Source organism: Bacillus sp. FSL W8-0519, assembly GCF_038005585.1.
GTDB lineage: Bacteria > Bacillota > Bacilli > Bacillales > Bacillaceae_G > Bacillus_A > Bacillus_A paranthracis.
Window position 1 is genome coordinate 1,368,935 of record NZ_JBBOTL010000001.1, and the last position, 17,489, is coordinate 1,386,423.

Below are 17,489 nucleotides of genomic sequence, written 5' to 3' on the forward strand. Positions count from 1 at the left end.
TCAATGGGGTGAGGTTATGTCTGTAGTAGGTGAAGAAAGAAAGCGAACCATTCTTGAGAAGGTAGAGTTTAAAGGGAAGGTAAAAGTTTCAGAATTAGCGAGAGAGTTTGCTGTATCAACAGAGACGATTCGTCGTTATTTAGAAGAATTGGATCGTGAAAAGAAGTTGAAGAAAGTGTATGGTGGAGCCGTCCAACTTCCGGGAGCTGGAATAGAGGCACCAATGTTAGAACGAGAGATGCTACATATAGAAGAGAAGAAGCGAATTGGGTATAAAGCAGCAACATTTGTAGAAGATGGAGATGTGATTGCGATTGATGACGGAAGTACACCACTTCAAATGGTACCATATCTTGTACATCGCAAAAATTTAACGATTGTAACAAGTTCATTTCCAGTAGCGACACAATTAATTTCTTCTATTAATAAAAAGATGTTTCACGGTGAAGTTTTATTTATTGGTGGAAAAGTATCTCCAAAACATTCACGCGTATCAGGATCTATTTCGCAGCAAGTTATCCAGCAATTTCATTTTCATAAAGCATTTGTTTCGATTGATGGATTATTACCTGGTTTTGGAGTTTCTAGTTTTGAATTAGAAAAGGCGAAACTGTCAGAAGCGATGATGAAATTAGCAGAGAAAACATATATTTTATGTGATCATACAAAGGTAGGTGTAAAAGGAAATTACCGAATAGCAGCGTTTTCGCGCATTCAACATGTAATTTGTGATAAGAAAATGCCCTATAGTTTTGAAGAGGAAGTTAAAAGGCATAATATTCAATGGACAATTTGTTAAATACGTAGAACTCCCACCTGATTGTGAGGTGGGAGTTTTACTGCCTGCAAATAGCGGGATAAAAGATTTGTATTTATGCAAAAAAAGTGGACACATTTTCCCATCTCTTTCATATAATTTACCAATACAAAAAAAGTTGGTCGAAGGAAAGAAGGGGAAGTATGTCAGAACGGATATATAATAAACTTGTATTGTATGCAAATATTTTGCAAAAAATTGGTGTCATCAATGAGAAGGAGAAAAATGAAATTCTTCATACGATAGGTAAAAAAGCTCTTTGAATAAAGGGCTTTTATATTTTTTGCCTTTAAAAATATAAATTTAATGTAATATTCTCGTTGACATCGATAATGATATTCATTATCATTTATTTATGAGTAATTGATAATGTTTATCAATTATAAAGATTATATATGATAGGGGATATTATTTTGAAAAAAAATTATATGAAGGCGCTAGTAGTAGCGACAACATTAGCAATTCCATTTGCTGCATACTCTACTCCAGCGTTAGCAGCAATAAAAATTGAAGCAAACCAATCGGTAGCGGCAGCTAGTGAACGTACATACGATACTGAGATTAAAATATATAAGGATCAAAAAGACGAGCCATCTATGGTTTCTCAATATATAAAAAATCCTAAAGTAACGATTGCGGATGGGAAAAAAATTGTAACTGTAACAATGCAAGATAGCGATTATTTTCAATACCTTAGAATAGAGGATAAAAACCAACCTGGCGTATTTCATGATGTGAAAGTTTTGTCAGAAGATAAGAGGAAGAATGGAACGAAAGTAGTTCAATTTGAAATTGGTGAGTTTGAGAAGAAGCACAATATGCAAATGCATATACTTATTCCGGCTATTGGATATGATCACAAATATCAAGTTCAATTTGAAATTAAAGATCCAACTGTAGGTGACAAAGAAACAGAGAAACGAGATGATAACTCTAATTCAGGCAATATGGAGACGGATCATCCAGTTGATAATCAAAATATGATAACAGATAATAAATTAAGAGAGCTTGTTAATAAAAAGGTATTTAATAGAAAAGATTTAAATACACCAATCACGAAAGAAGAGTTATTACAAGTAAAGGACTTGTTTTTAAATACGAATGAGATACTGGATTATAGTGCATTAAAATATATGCCAAATTTAAAATCTTTAACAGTTGCGAATGCGAAGATAAAAGATCCATCATTCTTTACGAGCTTAAAACAATTGAAACATTTAGCTTTACGTGGTAATGAATTTTCAGATGTAACAACACTTGTTAAGATGGATAATTTAGATTCTCTTGATTTAAGTAATAATAAAATTACGAACGTTGCACCACTAATTGAGATGAAAAATGTAAAAAGTTTATATTTATCAGGTAACCAAATAGAAGATGTAACAGCATTAGCGAAAATGGAACAACTAGATTACTTGAATTTAGCAAATAATAAAATTACGAATGTTGCGCCATTAAGCGCGTTGAAAAATGTAACATATTTAACTTTAGCAGGTAATCAAATTGAAGATATTAAACCGTTATATTCATTACCTTTAAAAGACTTAGTATTAACACGTAATAAAGTAAAAGATTTATCCGGTATTGAGCAAATGAAGCAATTAGAAGAATTGTGGATCGGGAAAAATGAAATAAAAGATGTTACTCCTCTAAGTAAGATGACCCAGTTAAAACAATTACACTTACCTAACAATGAGTTAAAGGATATTACTCCATTATCAAGTCTAGTAAACTTACAAAAGCTTGATTTAGAAGCGAATTATATTTCAGACTTAACACCAGCTAGCAATTTGAAAAAGTTAGTATTCTTAAGTTTTGTTGCAAATGAAATTCGTGATGTTCGACCAGTTATAGAACTAAGTAAAACAGCCTATATCAATGTTCAAAATCAAAAAGTATTTTTAGAGGAAACAGAAGTAAATAAAGAAGTAAAAGTACCTATATACGAGAAAGATGGTAAAATCTCTACAAAAGTTCGTTTAAAGAGCGAAGGTGGTACGTATAGTAATGATGCAGTTAAGTGGAGTACACCGGGTGAGAAAGTATATGAATTTGGTGTAAAAGATCCATTTGCGGATACAGGAATCTTCTTCACAGGATCTGTGATTCAAAATGTGGTAGAAAGTAAAGAAGATAACACTTCTAAAGAAGACAATAATTCTAAAGAAGATGAAAAAGTAGGAGTAGTAGAATTTAAAGATGTACCAAAAGGACATTGGTCAGAGGAAGCAATTCATTATTTAGCGAAAGAAAATATTTTTAAGGGATATGGAAATGGACAATTTGGATTTGGGGATCGTATTACTCGTGGACAAGTTGCGTCTTTAGTACAAAGGTATTTGAAATTAGAACATAAAGTAGAGCAGAAAGAGAGATTTACAGATACGAAAGGACATATGTTTGAGCAAGATATTGCTACAGTTGCGCAAGCTGGAATTATGCAAGGAGATGGTACTGGGGAGTTTCGTCCAGATGGAGTATTAACTCGATACGAAATGTCTGTAGTATTATATAAAGTATTTCAGCTAAAAGAAGATGAAAATAATAAAGTGAACTTTAATGATGTACCAACTGGTCATTGGGCAGAAGAATATGTGAAAGCGTTAGCGGACAATAACATATCAAAAGGTGATGGAAAAGGAAACTTTTTAGGTGATGATTTTGTAACACGTGAACAATATGCACAGTTCTTATATAACGCAATGACGAAATAAAAGATGAGAAAATACGTTATTCTTTGATTGAAAAAGAATAACGTATTTTTTATGTATAAAATGAAATAGTCAAGATACATGAGTATAGACATATGAATAGCCCTTTTTAAAGAAGAGACGTGAAACTATATTGACAAAAAGGCGTTCTCATGTGATAATTCAATTAAATTTTTAGAATAATCAAAAAATACTCCTTTTACATAGAAAGGATTCGAACATTATATGAATATTACGCCGGGGGTGACGAAATGTTATTTTTTCTAAAGAAATGGAATGAATTAAAAGATGTGAAATCTGAACTAGCACTTCGTGATTGGTTTTATGGTACAAAAATTAGCTTATCACTTTGTACGTCAAAAGAGCCGTTAACTTTTTTAGTAAACGTTGAAGGAAGAGATAAAGGGTTATTTTCAGAAGAAGATTTTATTGTTGTAAACTGTATGTGTGAACCAGTATTTGAAAATGAAGAAAAACCAGCTGCGGAATCATTTATGCATGCAGATATTTATAAAAAAAGTAGTGCAGAATGTATTTTACAAGTACAGACTGTAGATAGTCATTTAATATCAGAGTTGTATGGAGAAAAAGGGGAAGTAACATTCGATAAACGTAGCGTGGAACGTGTTTTTGGAAAAGAAGGTATAACAGAAATGACAATTCCCATTGTAGAAGATGAGAAAAAATTCGCAGATTTATTAGAGAATAATGTGCCGAATTTTATTGAAGGTGGAGGAGTAGTTCTCGTTCATAATTATGGCATGATTGTGTGGGGAAAAACTCCAGAATACGCGAAAAAATGGTTGGAGGGTATAGAATATTTAATGAACTACCATGTAAAATTGTTAATGATAAAAGGTGCAAAGAGCTCTGTTATATGAAATGTTTGTGATGTCGTTACAAGTCAATAAGTAAATGAAAGCGTTTTAAAAATAATTTTACTCATAAAATATAGGTCTCCTTATTATATATAGATTACATGTTGACATGTAAGGAGGAACATATTTTGCGAGTTAAATATCATTTTCTGCCAAAACAGCAAGTAACATTTTGCAAAATGAACGATTCAGGTAAGAAGGCTCTGCAAATTATGAATGAAACGGGATTTCGAGCAATCCCTGTATTAGCAGAAGATGAAAAGAAATTCATGGGGATTATTTATAAAGTGGATCTTTTAGAAAAGAAGTGTAATGGTGGATTAGAGGAATTAAGTACGGAACATATGCTGGAAGATTCCACTGCATTTATTTTTGAAAAGGACTCTTTTTTCAGAGCATTTTATGTTATTCGTCGTTTGCCGTTTTTAGCTGTATTAAATGATTATAATGAATTTGTTGGCATCTTAACTCATTCCAATATATTTGATGTTATTGAGGATTCATTTGGTATGCGGACGGGTGGTTATATATTAACAATTGCAACACAAGATTGTAAGGGAACGATTAAAGAACTTGGGACATTGTTGAAAGCATTTCATATCGGTGGACTATTTACGCTAGATAACGGCGATCAATATATTCGCCGCGTTATTGTCAATATAACAGATGAGTTAAATGAAAAAAGATTAAAGCAATTAATCGAAAAAATAGAGAAAAAAGGATTCAGGGTGAGTCATGTAGATTATATTTAAGATGAAAAGGAAAGGGAGCAATTTGCTATATGCAGATTGCTCTCTTTTTTAGTTTGAGTCATGAATCTTATTTTGAAACAGGAGGCGGAGATAATGCTAAATCGGATAAAAAAATAAAATCTGCATGTTCACGAATTTTAGGGATAGAGGTTTCTATAACACGTGATGTAATTTCACCTGGAGGCCCAACATGTCCGATAGCTACCATAATCGGTTTTTCTTGAAGTTTTTTAATGAGTAATTGGGCTTGTTTTGAAATATGTGCCGCTGTGTACACGTCATCAAAAAATAATTGATTTTCAATAATTGGTACTCCTAATTCTTTCCCGATTTTTGGGACGACACTCTTAGGATTTGTTTTGCTATCTAAATAAAATAAACCGTGTTTTTTACAAGCTGCGAGTATAAGTCGTACAATTCTTTCGTCTGCAGTCACCTTTGATCCCATATGATTATTCATCCCAATTGCATGTGGTACTTCTTGAATCGCTTGTTCGAGTCGATTATTTATTTCTTCGTCGCTTAAATCAGTTGTAATTGCTTTTGGTCCAAGCCATTCTTTTTTACCTTTAATCGGTTCCATTGGCATATGTATAATAACTTCGTGTCCTTTCTTATGAGCCGCTATCGCATCTTCCTTTGTGGAAGGAAGAAAAGGCATAACAGCAACAGTTAGTGGAATAGGAAGTGATAACATTTTATCAGTTCCTTTCATATTATTGCCGAAGTCATCAATGACAATAGCTACTTTATTTGTATGGGCCTTAGCCTCAATAGGAAACAAGAAGGCTGGTAAAAACATAGTCAAAATAAGCAATGCAATCGTATATTTGCGCATATAACTATTTCCTTTCTATATTATCAATCACCATTATGGTTTGCGTTTTTATATAAATTAAACAAAAAATGTCGAAGAAAAGTATATGGAAAATAGGGAATCCGCTATTTAATTGGTGTTTGTAAAAAAAGGAGATAAAAAAATTGTCTATTATTGCGAATGTATTTACAAAGATAGAATAATTTGTAATAATTCTCAAAGTGAGGGTAAAGATTTGTAAATTACAGGGAGAAAATGTTTAATTTTCTGATTCTTCAAATTCAAATATGATAAGCAGTTAAAAGTTCAATGGAGAAGTGAAGTAGAGAGCATGGAAGTATAATAAGGGGGATATGAATGTTTACTGCAAAAAGGAAGTACACATTAGAAAAGCTTTCACGTGATATTCATATGAAACGTGAAGAGATGATTCAATTAGGTTTAACGAGTGGGTTAAATAGTACGGAGACGATTCAAGTTAGTCAAGAATTGGACAAGCTTATTTTACAGTACCAGTGTTATAAAGAAAAACAAACACCAAAATGGTTATCAATTATAAAGGTACCTATTTTTCAAATTGGGTATGAAGGGAAATCAAGTAATTTTTGGCGAATGCTTGTGGCTGGTTTTATGAAATAAGTATAATTACCCTTTAGGGATAAGGATAATTATACTATGTGTAACGGAATTTCGATATGAACTGTCGTTCCTTCGTTTTCTATACTGTTAATAAAAATATGCCCGTTGTACATCTCTATAATTCGTTTACATATGACAAGTCCAAGACCTGTTCCAGTATCTTTATTAGTAAAGAACGGATGAAAGAGGTGTTTTTGAATATGTTTTGGAATCCCTTTTCCAGTATCTATAATTTGCAATTGTGCGTGTGTTTCATTGTTTGTTACGAAAATAGTTAGTGTATCGCCAAAAGTCATAGCTTCAATTGCATTTTTTGTAATGTTTAAAACCACTTGTTTCATATGGTCTTTCGAGCATCGGATATGAACAGGACGGTCTGGCAAATGTAAATGGAATACAATATTATGTAGATTCGCCTCAGATTGAATAATTAATGCTACCTCATTTAGAATGGTTCTCACATCATATGTTTGTTCAATGATTGCAGTTGGCTTTCCCAGAATAAGAAATTCACTTACAATTTCATTAATTCGTTCTATTTCTTGTTCGATGATGGAAAAATAGAACTGATCTTGTTCATCTTTATATTTCTCTTTTAATAGAGCGACGAGCCCTTTAATTCCGGTAAGTGGATTACGGATTTCGTGGGCGGTACTGGCTGCAAAAGTTCCAACTAATTCAATTTTTTGTAGTTCATTTTGTTGTCTTTCTAGTTTTGTTTGTCGTTTTAACAACATATATTGAGCGAGTAAAAATAAAATTGACATTAAAAATAAAGTAGCTATACATTCTACGGCAACCCACTGGTTTAAAGTTTTTTGATGAATAGGTAACGGAGAAACAGAGACCTTCCAATCTAATCTTTGGAGTGGAGTAGTAAGCATATTAGAATGTGCATCACTTGTTTCGTTATTATCATCGGTTAGAAAAACTACATCATACTTATCAGTTACTTCAAAATGGTATTGTGGCTTAATGGCATTTAAAGATGATGAAATGTAGTCAAAGCGTAAACTTGCTAACAATAAGCCTGAGAGCTCCTTCTGTTTATTAAAAATGGGGGAAGCAATCATAATAGCTTGATGGCCAAGAACACGATCTGTAATGACGGATGATACAGTTGTTTTCTTAGTTTGTAAGGCGTTTTGAATATATTTACGATCTGAGACATCAACAGGTGGTCGGTCACCTTCCGATGCGATTGTAATGATACCTTCTGGTGTAGCGTAATATAGACCAGAAAAACGTGCATCGTTTCCATCTGTATCATGTACAATTTCTTTCATCCCATTAATATTTCCAGTCTCGGTTCCTACGACCTTTGCGAGCATTTCTAGGGCAGAAATTGCTTCGCCAAGGTGGTGATCTAAATAGTCTCTATATAAAAAGAGAACCGTATGGGCAACTTGTTTATTTTCTTGTTTCATTTTATACGAATGATATGAATAAAATGTAGCACCAATCCCTGTTGTTGGTAGGATAACAAGCAATATATATAAAACTATGCTGTGGAATTTGAATTTCAAATTTGGTACTCCTTCTTTTTTATTATCATTATATATAAACTATGTTAAAATTGTCATGTTTTTATTCAAGAATCATTCATAATATATTTGGGGAGAGATAATGAATGAGTGAATACTCATTCGGAATTTATATGAAGTACTATTTTGTTCTTTTTATTATTGAGAATTTAAGTGAAGGGTTGAAAGTTGTATGACATCAAATAATGAACGAGAAGATATTTCTCAATCTTTAAAAGTATTTATTGCATTATCTCGTGTACATCGTTCTGTTATGGATACGACAAATAAGTCTATACAAAGTAACGGTTTAAATCCAACTGAGTTTGCTGTATTAGAACTGCTATATCATAAAGGCGGTCAACCACTTCAGCAAATTGGTGAGCGTATTTTAATAGCTAGTGGCAGCATTACATATGTTGTAGATAAGTTAGAGAAAAAGGGACTAGTAAAGAGAATTCCATGCCCGAATGACCGACGTGTTATTTATGCACAATTAACTGAATCTGGAGAGAACTTTATTTCTTCTATTTTTCCAGGGCATGAGCAAGTTATTCATCAGTCTTTTGAAATGTTAACGAAAGAGGAAAAGGACGAATTACTGGATTTATTAAAAAAGATTGGAAAGTATGAAAAGTAATAATATGTTCCAAAGGAGCTTTGGATAAAGAAATCCAAAGCTTTTTTGTTTACATGTAATGATGACAGTATATGCCGTATTTTGTTGAAGAATAAGAGGAGATTTGGAAGTAAGTATTGAATTATAGTAAAGGATGCATTTAATGGAGAGGAGGCTCGTTCATGTCATTTAAAGACTATGAATATAAAAGGCCAAATATTGAAGAATTAAAAGAGAAGTTTACAGCTGCTTTAGAGAGGTTTGATAACGCAAAAACTGTAGAGGAACAAAAACAAGTCATTCATTCAATTAACGAAATTCGTAACGATTTTGGTACAATGGGGAATCTTTGTTACATTCGTCATTCTGTTGATACAACAGATGCTTTTTATAAGAAAGAGCAAGATTTCTTTGATGAATTCTCTCCAGTTGTACAAGGATATGGTACAAAGTATTATAATGCGTTAATTCATTCTCCATTCCGTGAAGAATTAGAAGCATATTATGGGAAGCAATTATTTGCTCTTGCGGAGTGTGATTTAAAAACATATTCTGATGAAGTCGTGAAGGATTTACAATTAGAGAATAAATTGTCTTCACAATATACACAATTATTAGCATCTGCAAAAATTGATTTTGCAGGAGAAGAAAGAACTTTATCACAGCTTATTCCATTTATGCAAGGGAAAGAGAGAAGTGAACGTAAAGCAGCAAGTGAGGCGTATTACGGATTTTTAGCTGAGAATGAAGAAGAGTTAGATCGTATTTATGACGAGCTTGTTAAAGTGAGAACGAAAATCGCCAAATCTTTAGGTTTCAAAAACTTTGTTGAACTTGGATATGCAAGAATGTACCGTACAGATTATAATGCGGAAATGGTAGCAAATTATCGTCAGCAAGTGCTAGATTATATCGTTCCCGTTACAACGGAATTAAGAAAACGTCAACAAGCACGTATCGGTGTAGAGAAGTTAGCATATTACGACGAAAACTTTGAATTCCCTACAGGTAACCCAACTCCAAAAGGAGATGCGGATTGGATTGTTAATCATGGAAAAACGATGTATAAAGAGTTATCGGCTGAAACAGATGAATTTTTCAATTTCATGTTAGATAATGATTTATTAGATTTAGTTGCGAAAAAAGGAAAAGCTGGCGGTGGATATTGTACATATATTGAGAATTATAAAGCGCCGTTTATCTTCTCGAATTTTAACGGAACGTCTGGTGATATTGACGTATTAACACATGAAGCAGGCCATGCTTTCCAAGTATACGAAAGTCGTAAATTTGAAATTCCAGAATATAATTGGCCAACATATGAAGCGTGTGAAATTCACTCTATGAGTATGGAATTCTTCACATGGCCATGGATGAAGTTATTCTTTGAAGAAGATGCAGATAAATATTACTTCTCTCACTTAAGTTCAGCACTTCTGTTTTTACCGTATGGTGTATCTGTTGATGAATATCAACATTATGTATATGAAAACCCTGAAGCATCACCAGAAGATCGTAAGACAGCATGGCGTAATATAGAGAAAAAGTATTTACCGCATCGTGATTATGAAGATAATGATTATTTAGAGCGCGGTGGATTCTGGCAACGTCAAGGACATATTTATAGCTCGCCGTTCTACTATATTGACTACACGTTAGCACAAATTTGTGCACTGCAATTTTGGAAACGTGCAAGAGATAATAGACAAGAGGCGTGGGAAGATTATGTGAATCTGTGCCAACAAGGTGGAAGTAAATCATTCTTGGAATTAGTAGAAGTTGCCAATTTAACATCACCATTTACTGAAGGCTGTGTGAAAAGTGTTATTACAGAAATTGAAGCATGGCTACAAGCAATTGACGACACAAAATTGTAAAAAACATGCGCTTTTTTTCACATGTTTAACATCGACATAATGAGAAAATGATGAGATAATAAAAGAAAATTCAGAATACTAAAGAGGTGTTTCTAATAAGGAGCGCCTCTTTTCACCAACAAAAGGGGGGAAAGAAGTATGCTTCAATCTAATATGGATGTGAGTTTAGAAAGTTTAGTGAACTCATTACAGTCTACCCGAAGCACGCTATTGTCAGAAATTGAAATGTTAAATGATACAGAAGTGAATGTAAAGCCACGTCGTGATAAATGGAGTATTATTCAGATTTTGCATCACTTGCATTTAGTTGAACAATCTGTCACGTCTGCCCTTGTATATGCCTTACAAAAAAATGAAAGAAACACGACTCCATTTAAAGACCTCCAACTTACGCTGGATCGCACACATAAACGAGAAGCTCCTCAGCAAATGAAACCAACAGAAACGCTAATGAAAAAACAGCAAGGAATCCAATTACTAGAACATTCACGACAAGAACTATTACATGCGCTTCATAGCGTTATAGATGAAAAAGACCTATTTGAAAATGGGTTAAAGCATCCTGTTTTTAATGATCTGAATTTATATCAGTGGGTTCAATTTCTTGATTTGCATGAACAAAGACATCTTACGCAGTTAAAAGAAGCGAAACACGCAATTTTACAGCGATAATTAGGAAGAAGTGGGAGACCACTTCTTTTTCATATGTGCATAGTTTTTCTTCTTATTTTGGAATACTACAGAGAGAAAGAAAAGAAGGAGTTGAAAAGTATGTCCAATAAAAAGAAAGAAGAAGAGCGCGCTTGGAAAGCACGTAAAGAAAATCAAAAACCACATGGAAAAGTGAAAGCTTTTGCTGAATTAGTTGAAGGAACAGAAAAAACGTGATGAGTATTTCATCACGTTTTTTGTATGAGTGGAAAAGTTAATAAGAAAGTTGTACCTGTACCTTTTTCACTTATAATATCAATTTTTCCGTTCATAGCTTGCACAACACTGAATACGACCATCATTCCAAGACCAGTACCTTTTTCTTTTGTTGAATAGAAAGGGGATCCAAGACGTTTTACTTGTTCTTGATCCATACCAACTCCTGTATCTTTTATATATAATTGAATATGCTTATGATCAGGAACTAATGTGAAATAAAGATCACCGCCTTTTGGCATGGCCTCAATGCAGTTTTTTAAAATATTTAACAAACATTGATTTAGTTTTTGTTTTTCTCCCGCGATAAAAAAAGAAGTACTTTGCTTTATATAATGTGTACGCACATTTGTTAAATTAGCAAGCGGTGTAATTAACGATAATGCATGCAGTAGTTCTTCTTCTAACTGTAATGTTTGTTCTTTTTCAATACTTGGTTTTGCAAAGGTTAAATAATCTGTAAGAACGTGATTTGCTTGTTCGATTCCGTTGATGGCTATGTCAATATATAATTTTCGCTCTTGCTCAGTGCATGTACCTGACTGCAAAAGTTGTAAAAATCCTTTTGTTGAAGTTAACGGATTGCGAATCTCATGAGAGATGGACGCTGCCATTTCGCCAATTAAATGAAATTTTTCAGCATTCATAAGTTCGTTTTGGAGACGAACTTGAGTTTGTAATATGTGTAGTAAATATAAAATAAGAATCGTACCAAGTATCGTACATAACTCATACACAATAATATGTGGTATATAATCAGTCTTATTTGTAACCTTTGAAAGGAAGAAAGGTATCCAACTCAATCCGTATGTGAGACTGTATATAATAGCGAGTATTATTTTTATACGATTAGAAGTTCGATTGAAAAATTTATATGTAAATAGTAGAACAATAAATAGAAGGATAGAACCGATAAGCGATGGGAAAACACCTATTCCTCCTAATAAGAAGCGATATATATTTAATACAACTAATATTGATCCACCAGCAATAGGACCTCCGGTTAATGTACCGACAACTAATACGATATGACGCATATCAAATTGAAATCCATAATTTGTTTTTGCTGCGAAAGTGATACATAGTATAGTAACGAGGCAGCATAATACAATAAATATAGCTGAATTTAATTTAGGAGAGCGTTTCCCTTTTTGATTCCAAAATAAATGGTATACGAGCATTGTAACAAGGATGAATAATATATTTAGAAAGAGATAAATAATAAAGGATTTCAGTGGGATGCCTCCTCTCTTCTTATAGTAAATTAATCATACTATAAAATGAAAGAAATGAAATGAGAAATAGCGGAAAAATCAGAAATTTTTTCTGGTAGTATACAATATGTTACAATAAGCTTTGTCAATGAAAGAAGGAATTCCGTGCAATGCACGGGAGAGGTTCGCGAACTCCCTCTATAAAAAACTATGGAAACAACAATATCTTTAGGTATTGTTTTGTTTTTTTATTGTGACAGTTCAAGAACGTTCTTTCTTCTTATTCGTAGTAGAGAAGGAGAATGAGTGAAATGAAAAAAGAAAAGGCAGTTGTTGTTTTTAGTGGAGGACAAGATAGTACGACATGTTTATTTTGGGCAATGGAGCAGTTTGCAGAAGTAGAGGCTGTAACGTTTAATTACAATCAACGTCATAAGTTAGAAATTGATTGTGCAGCGGAAATTGCAAAAGAGCTAGGAATTAAACATACAGTACTAGATATGAGTCTATTAAATCAACTTGCTCCAAATGCGTTAACGAGAACGGATATGGAGATTACACATGAAGAAGGGGAATTACCATCGACGTTTGTAGATGGACGAAATTTACTATTCTTATCATTTGCTGCTGTATTAGCAAAACAAGTTGGAGCACGTCATATTGTAACGGGTGTATGTGAAACTGATTTTAGTGGTTATCCAGATTGCCGTGACGTGTTTGTGAAATCGTTAAACGTTACTTTAAATTTATCCATGGATTATCCGTTTGTGATTCATACACCACTTATGTGGATTGATAAAGCGGAAACATGGAAATTATCAGATGAACTTGGAGCATTCGAGTTTGTTCGAGAAAAAACATTAACATGTTATAACGGAATCATTGGTGATGGTTGCGGTGAATGTCCAGCATGTCAACTTCGTAAAGCAGGATTAGATACGTACCTACAAGAACGCGAAGGAGCGAGTAACTAATGGATAATTTCTTTGGATTTCGCATCGTAGAAAATTTGCAAAAAATGGACAAGGATATTCAGCGTAAACAGCTCAAATATCATAATAAACGAGTAATGGTCAGCAAGGAATTTACATTTGATGCAGCACACCATTTACACTGTTATGAAGGGAAATGTAAAAACTTACATGGTCACACATATAAAGTTGTATTTGGGATTAGTGGATATGTAAATGAAATCGGTCTTGCAATTGACTTTGGAGATATAAAAGAAATTTGGAAGAATGAAATAGAAATTTATTTAGATCATCGTTATTTAAACGAAACGTTACCAGCGATGAATACAACTGCTGAAAATATGGTCGTTTGGATTTATGAAAAGATGGCAGAAGCGTTAACAAAAGATAATCGTGTGAATGAATATAAAGGAGCTCGTGTTGAATTTGTTCGTCTATTTGAGACTCCGACTAGTTATGCAGAAGTAAGACGGGAGTGGATGCTCGATGAGTAAAATCCCTGTCTTAGAAATATTTGGTCCGACTATTCAAGGTGAAGGAATGGTTGTAGGACAAAAGACGATGTTTATCCGTACAGCTGGCTGTGATTATAGCTGCGCTTGGTGTGATTCTGCTTTTACGTGGGATGGATCGGCTAAAGATCAAATTAGACAGATGACAGCAGAAGACGTTTGGAATGAGCTTGTAGAAATTGGCGGCGAAAATTTTTCTCATGTTACGATTTCAGGTGGAAATCCGGTATTGTTGAAAAATATTGAGTTTCTTCTTTCTATATTAAAAGAGAATGGAATGCGAACGGCAATCGAAACGCAAGGGAGCAAATGGCAAGATTGGTTACTTGAAATTGATGAAATAACGATTTCTCCGAAGCCGCCAAGCTCGACGATGAATACTGATTTTCAGAAGTTAGATGATGTAATTCAGAAGCTAGCAGGAAAAGATATTAGCTTAAAGGTAGTAGTATTTGACGATTATGATTTTGAGTATGCAGTTAAGATGCACGAACGTTATCCAGATGTACCATTTTTCTTACAAGTAGGAAATGATGATACAAAAACTGTGGATGATGCGATGTTGATTAAAAAGCTATTAGATAAGTATGAGTGGCTTATTGAAAAAGCGGTTAACTGCAAAGAAATGAATAATGCAAAAGTATTGCCGCAGCTTCATGCGTTAGTATGGGGAAATAAACGCGGAGTATAATGAGAAGGGATGTTTAAAATGGCAGGAAGATTAGATGAAGATTTAAAAGATGTAACATTATTAGGAAATCAAAATACAAAATATTTATTTGAATATAGCCCAGAAATTTTAGAGGTTTTTGATAATAATCATCCAAACCGTGATTATTTTGTAAAATTCAATTGTCCTGAATTTACAAGCTTATGTCCGAAAACAGGCCAACCAGATTTTGCGACAATTTACATTAGCTACATTCCAGAACAAAGAATGGTAGAGAGTAAATCTTTAAAACTATATTTATTTAGTTTCCGCAATCATGGTGACTTCCACGAAGATTGTATGAACGTTATTATGAATGACTTAATTAAATTAATGGATCCACGTTACATCGAGGTATGGGGTAAATTCACACCACGTGGAGGGATTTCAATTGATCCTTACTGTAACTACGGTCGCCCAGGAACGAAGTATGAACAAATGGCTGACTACCGCATGATGAACCATGATTTATATCCAGAAACAATTGATAATCGTTAATATATAATAGAAAGAAAGGATCTGTATGTTATACAGATCCTTTCTTTCTATTATATTATGCATTTTGATTAATGACAGTATAGTTTTTATGACTAACAACTGTAAGAGGTTCCATATCTAGTTCTCTAAAATTCTCCATAATTGTTATATCTACAATAACAGAGTTTTGATTTACTTTTTGAACACGGCCTTGCATTCCACCTTTAAATTCAATGATATCTCCAGTTTCTGCGATCTGCATAAGCAACTCTCCTTGTTACAGTTTTTCCAAAAAAGAATAATTTGGGATTTTTTATTTTCCTTTATTTTGAACTATGTTTCCTGTTTTGTAAATGTTTTCAAAGTAAAAATTCGAAAAATATTCACTTTTTGTAAGAAAATATGTAGAAAAGCCATGTTTTTTGAGAAGAAATAGGAGAAATGAAAAAATCTTTATATAGAGTTATAATAAAGAAATACAATAACCTATTAAAGTGGGAGAAATTAGAGGCGGTAAAATGATGTTTGAATTTGTGGGGAGTGTTATAGCATTAATTTTATTTGTATTTTCTTATATACATTTAAAAAAGATTCGTCATCATGAAACGACTACATATTTTGATGGGATGGATGGTATACATGCTGGGGTCACACATGAGAGTGGCGGGGATATGTAAAGGTGTATAACTTTCTTTTTTTGCGTGGTATGATATGTAAAAATAGTACATAATAAAGTTCGTAAGTGATGAATGGAGAGTGGAAAGAATGAAGATTTCTTTTATTCGTCATGGTCGCTTAAATCGTACTATAGAACCAATGACGGTTACATCCTTTCATGAATGGATGAAAGGATATGACTTACATACTATAACAAAAAAAGTACCAATACCTACGGAAACAAGGGAAGCGGTTGAAGCGGCAAAATTGATTGTAACGAGTGATCAAAAGTGCGCTGTACAGTCAGCAGCTGAATTAATGGATTCTTTATCGTTTATACAAAATTCTCTCTTTAGAGAAGCTACAGTTCCGACGAGCTTTTATGCTCCAAAATGGTTGAAGTGTAAACCTAACGTATGGATGTTTATCGGACGAACAGTATGGATACTTGGTTACCATAAAGATGTTGAGTCTTATAAGGAAGTAAGAGAGAGGGCGAGACAAGCGGCTTACTTATTACATCGTTACGCTCTCGTACATGGAAGTATTGCTCTTGTAGGTCATAATTATGTGAATGTAATGATTGGTGCCGAACTGAGAGCGATGGGATGGTCTGGTTCTCCTATTTTGCACAGAGAGCCATGGGGATGTACAACATATACGTTTCATGAGGCGATGAATGGAAATGTATTAAATACGAATTTAACATAAAAGCACACGATTTATATAAATCGTGTGCTTTTTTTAAGATATAGAAATTTTGATGTTTAATGGTTTTACGAGATGTGCATAAGGTTCGCCTACAAGCATAACGATTTGATCTTTTTTATAACCTAGTTTTTCGTATAGTGAATAGGCACGTTTGTTTTCTAAATTAACAAGTAATGCGATTTTTTCATACTCCTTTTCAGTTGCATGTATTTCAGCAGCTTCAATTAATTTAGAACCAATTCCTTTTCCGCCATATACACTTGAAACGGATAAAGTATCAATGTAATATTCATCAAGCTCGGCTTCTTTTTCTAACGTAATCGATTCATCTTTATGTAATTCTCTTAAGTGATGTACGATTGGTGCATCAAGCATTGTTGCTTCACTACCGTGATAAGCGACAATAACTCCAACTGCATCCCCGTCTTGTTCATATACAAAACAGTTTTCATAGCTCAGTCGATTTTTCTCTTTTGAGAACCATGTTTCAAGTCCTAGTAATACTTCTGTCTCAACTGTGCTACCTGTGATTTTTTCAGCAATTTCGTGCAGAGCGTTATACAATAAAGGTGCTACCAGTTTCGCATCTGTCTTTTTTGCTTTCCGAATCATAGTATCCCTCCTAGTTCTATTCATATATTGTAGCATAGCGGTGTGAAACTTTGCATAATTGAATGT

20 protein-coding genes and 1 riboswitch are annotated in these 17,489 nt (G+C 33.5%); of the genes, 15 read left to right on the forward strand and 5 right to left on the reverse strand.

What is annotated here, in order from left to right; translation table 11 throughout:
• Positions 1–16 precede the first annotated feature (16 nt).
• The 4 genes from NST14_RS07095 to cbpA all read left to right on the forward strand — a co-directional run bounded on the left by NST14_RS07095 (position 17) and on the right by cbpA (position 5,158).
• Positions 17–799, forward strand: a complete 783-nt coding sequence (locus NST14_RS07095) for a DeoR/GlpR family DNA-binding transcription regulator (protein ID WP_000117662.1) — start codon at positions 17–19, stop codon at positions 797–799.
• 413 nt (positions 800–1,212) lie between these two features.
• On the forward strand, positions 1,213–3,531 hold the full coding sequence (locus NST14_RS07100) for an NEAT domain-containing leucine-rich repeat protein (protein WP_074604387.1): 2,319 nt from the start codon (positions 1,213–1,215) through the stop codon (positions 3,529–3,531).
• Between the two features lie 248 nt (positions 3,532–3,779).
• Positions 3,780–4,409: a class II aldolase/adducin family protein gene (locus NST14_RS07105; RefSeq protein ID WP_000895995.1), complete on the forward strand. Its 630-nt coding sequence runs from the start codon at positions 3,780–3,782 to the stop codon at positions 4,407–4,409.
• Between the two features lie 125 nt (positions 4,410–4,534).
• Positions 4,535–5,158 (forward strand): cyclic di-AMP binding protein CbpA, encoded by a 624-nt coding sequence (gene cbpA / locus NST14_RS07110; protein WP_001264219.1) that lies wholly within the window; start codon positions 4,535–4,537, stop codon positions 5,156–5,158.
• Between the two features lie 67 nt (positions 5,159–5,225).
• Here the strand turns inward: cbpA and NST14_RS07115 are convergent, their stop codons facing one another.
• Positions 5,226–5,996 (reverse strand): divergent polysaccharide deacetylase family protein, encoded by a 771-nt coding sequence (locus NST14_RS07115; RefSeq protein ID WP_001234121.1) that lies wholly within the window; start codon positions 5,994–5,996, stop codon positions 5,226–5,228.
• Positions 5,997–6,332: 336 nt separating this feature from the next.
• Here NST14_RS07115 and NST14_RS07120 point away from each other — a divergent pair, with 336 nt between their 5' ends.
• A complete protein-coding gene (locus tag NST14_RS07120; RefSeq protein WP_000493391.1) occupies positions 6,333–6,614 on the forward strand; it encodes an aspartyl-phosphate phosphatase Spo0E family protein in 282 nt (93 codons plus the stop codon).
• Positions 6,615–6,643: 29 nt separating this feature from the next.
• On the opposite strand, the gene NST14_RS07125 is transcribed toward NST14_RS07120, so the two are convergent.
• On the reverse strand, positions 6,644–8,140 hold the full coding sequence (locus NST14_RS07125) for a DUF3149 domain-containing protein (RefSeq protein WP_000669145.1): 1,497 nt from the start codon (positions 8,138–8,140) through the stop codon (positions 6,644–6,646).
• Positions 8,141–8,330: 190 nt separating this feature from the next.
• On the opposite strand from NST14_RS07125, the gene NST14_RS07130 reads away from it, so the two are divergent.
• From NST14_RS07130 to NST14_RS07145, 4 genes are all read left to right on the forward strand, one after another.
• A complete protein-coding gene (locus NST14_RS07130) occupies positions 8,331–8,777 on the forward strand; it encodes a MarR family winged helix-turn-helix transcriptional regulator (protein WP_000203341.1) in 447 nt (148 codons plus the stop codon).
• A 161-nt stretch (positions 8,778–8,938) separates the two neighbouring features.
• Positions 8,939–10,633 (forward strand): M3 family oligoendopeptidase, encoded by a 1,695-nt coding sequence (locus tag NST14_RS07135; RefSeq protein ID WP_000008563.1) that lies wholly within the window; start codon positions 8,939–8,941, stop codon positions 10,631–10,633.
• A gap of 138 nt (positions 10,634–10,771) precedes the next feature.
• Positions 10,772–11,305, forward strand: a complete 534-nt coding sequence (locus NST14_RS07140) for a DinB family protein (protein WP_000941973.1) — start codon at positions 10,772–10,774, stop codon at positions 11,303–11,305.
• Positions 11,306–11,404: 99 nt separating this feature from the next.
• The gene (locus NST14_RS07145) at positions 11,405–11,521 is read left to right on the forward strand and encodes a DUF6254 family protein (protein WP_000066280.1); all 117 of its coding nucleotides are present in this window, start codon (positions 11,405–11,407) and stop codon (positions 11,519–11,521) included.
• 11 nt (positions 11,522–11,532) lie between these two features.
• Here the strand turns inward: NST14_RS07145 and kinB are convergent, their stop codons facing one another.
• Positions 11,533–12,741, reverse strand: coding sequence for a sporulation sensor histidine kinase KinB (gene kinB / locus NST14_RS07150; protein ID WP_001993722.1), 1,209 nt, complete (start codon positions 12,739–12,741; stop codon positions 11,533–11,535).
• Positions 12,742–12,948: 207 nt separating this feature from the next.
• Positions 12,949–12,992, forward strand: a riboswitch (PreQ1 riboswitch).
• Between the two features lie 93 nt (positions 12,993–13,085).
• On the opposite strand from kinB, the gene queC reads away from it, so the two are divergent.
• The 4 genes from queC to queF are packed head-to-tail and all read left to right on the forward strand — an operon-like array spanning position 13,086 to position 15,464.
• The gene (gene queC / locus NST14_RS07155; protein WP_000711607.1) at positions 13,086–13,748 is read left to right on the forward strand and encodes a 7-cyano-7-deazaguanine synthase QueC; all 663 of its coding nucleotides are present in this window, start codon (positions 13,086–13,088) and stop codon (positions 13,746–13,748) included.
• Positions 13,748–14,239 (forward strand): 6-carboxytetrahydropterin synthase QueD, encoded by a 492-nt coding sequence (gene queD, locus NST14_RS07160; protein ID WP_000368413.1) that lies wholly within the window; start codon positions 13,748–13,750, stop codon positions 14,237–14,239. The genes queC and queD overlap by 1 nt, the downstream gene beginning before the upstream one ends.
• On the forward strand, positions 14,232–14,948 hold the full coding sequence (gene queE, locus NST14_RS07165) for a 7-carboxy-7-deazaguanine synthase QueE (RefSeq protein WP_000036283.1): 717 nt from the start codon (positions 14,232–14,234) through the stop codon (positions 14,946–14,948). Before queD ends, queE begins: the two co-directional genes overlap by 8 nt.
• Positions 14,949–14,966: 18 nt before the next feature.
• Positions 14,967–15,464, forward strand: a complete 498-nt coding sequence (gene queF / locus NST14_RS07170; RefSeq protein ID WP_000918895.1) for a preQ(1) synthase — start codon at positions 14,967–14,969, stop codon at positions 15,462–15,464.
• A gap of 55 nt (positions 15,465–15,519) precedes the next feature.
• Here queF and NST14_RS07175 read toward each other — a convergent pair whose 3' ends face one another.
• Positions 15,520–15,705 carry a YkvS family protein gene (locus NST14_RS07175; protein ID WP_001165081.1) on the reverse strand — a complete coding sequence of 62 codons (186 nt, stop codon included), beginning with the start codon at positions 15,703–15,705 and terminating at the stop codon, positions 15,520–15,522.
• A 232-nt stretch (positions 15,706–15,937) separates the two neighbouring features.
• Between NST14_RS07175 and NST14_RS07180 the strand changes: the two genes are divergently transcribed.
• Positions 15,938–16,120 (forward strand): hypothetical protein, encoded by a 183-nt coding sequence (locus NST14_RS07180; protein ID WP_001997014.1) that lies wholly within the window; start codon positions 15,938–15,940, stop codon positions 16,118–16,120.
• Between the two features lie 88 nt (positions 16,121–16,208).
• Complete coding sequence (locus NST14_RS07185; protein ID WP_000703127.1) at positions 16,209–16,811, forward strand: phosphoglycerate mutase; 603 nt, start codon at positions 16,209–16,211, stop codon at positions 16,809–16,811.
• A 33-nt stretch (positions 16,812–16,844) separates the two neighbouring features.
• On the opposite strand, the gene NST14_RS07190 is transcribed toward NST14_RS07185, so the two are convergent.
• Positions 16,845–17,423, reverse strand: a complete 579-nt coding sequence (locus NST14_RS07190; RefSeq protein ID WP_000619530.1) for a GNAT family N-acetyltransferase — start codon at positions 17,421–17,423, stop codon at positions 16,845–16,847.
• Positions 17,424–17,489: the final 66 nt, after the last annotated feature.

Bases quoted from the DNA above. Each gene is read 5' to 3' on its own strand.
- NST14_RS07095 (WP_000117662.1), top strand. From the start codon at position 17: ATGTCTGTAGTAGGTGAAGAAAGAAAGCGAACCATTCTTGAGAAGGTA.
- NST14_RS07100 (WP_074604387.1), top strand. From the start codon at position 1,213: ATGATAGGGGATATTATTTTGAAAAAAAATTATATGAAGGCGCTAGTA.
- NST14_RS07105 (WP_000895995.1), top strand. From the start codon at position 3,780: ATGTTATTTTTTCTAAAGAAATGGAATGAATTAAAAGATGTGAAATCT.
- NST14_RS07115 (WP_001234121.1), bottom strand. From the start codon at position 5,996: ATGCGCAAATATACGATTGCATTGCTTATTTTGACTATGTTTTTACCA.
- NST14_RS07120 (WP_000493391.1), top strand. From the start codon at position 6,333: ATGTTTACTGCAAAAAGGAAGTACACATTAGAAAAGCTTTCACGTGAT.
- NST14_RS07130 (WP_000203341.1), top strand. From the start codon at position 8,331: ATGACATCAAATAATGAACGAGAAGATATTTCTCAATCTTTAAAAGTA.
- NST14_RS07135 (WP_000008563.1), top strand. From the start codon at position 8,939: ATGTCATTTAAAGACTATGAATATAAAAGGCCAAATATTGAAGAATTA.
- NST14_RS07140 (WP_000941973.1), top strand. From the start codon at position 10,772: ATGCTTCAATCTAATATGGATGTGAGTTTAGAAAGTTTAGTGAACTCA.
- NST14_RS07145 (WP_000066280.1), top strand. From the start codon at position 11,405: ATGTCCAATAAAAAGAAAGAAGAAGAGCGCGCTTGGAAAGCACGTAAA.
- kinB (WP_001993722.1), bottom strand. From the start codon at position 12,741: ATGCTCGTATACCATTTATTTTGGAATCAAAAAGGGAAACGCTCTCCT.
- queC (WP_000711607.1), top strand. From the start codon at position 13,086: ATGAAAAAAGAAAAGGCAGTTGTTGTTTTTAGTGGAGGACAAGATAGT.
- queD (WP_000368413.1), top strand. From the start codon at position 13,748: ATGGATAATTTCTTTGGATTTCGCATCGTAGAAAATTTGCAAAAAATG.
- queE (WP_000036283.1), top strand. From the start codon at position 14,232: ATGAGTAAAATCCCTGTCTTAGAAATATTTGGTCCGACTATTCAAGGT.
- queF (WP_000918895.1), top strand. From the start codon at position 14,967: ATGGCAGGAAGATTAGATGAAGATTTAAAAGATGTAACATTATTAGGA.
- NST14_RS07175 (WP_001165081.1), bottom strand. From the start codon at position 15,705: ATGCAGATCGCAGAAACTGGAGATATCATTGAATTTAAAGGTGGAATG.
- NST14_RS07185 (WP_000703127.1), top strand. From the start codon at position 16,209: ATGAAGATTTCTTTTATTCGTCATGGTCGCTTAAATCGTACTATAGAA.
- NST14_RS07190 (WP_000619530.1), bottom strand. From the start codon at position 17,423: ATGATTCGGAAAGCAAAAAAGACAGATGCGAAACTGGTAGCACCTTTA.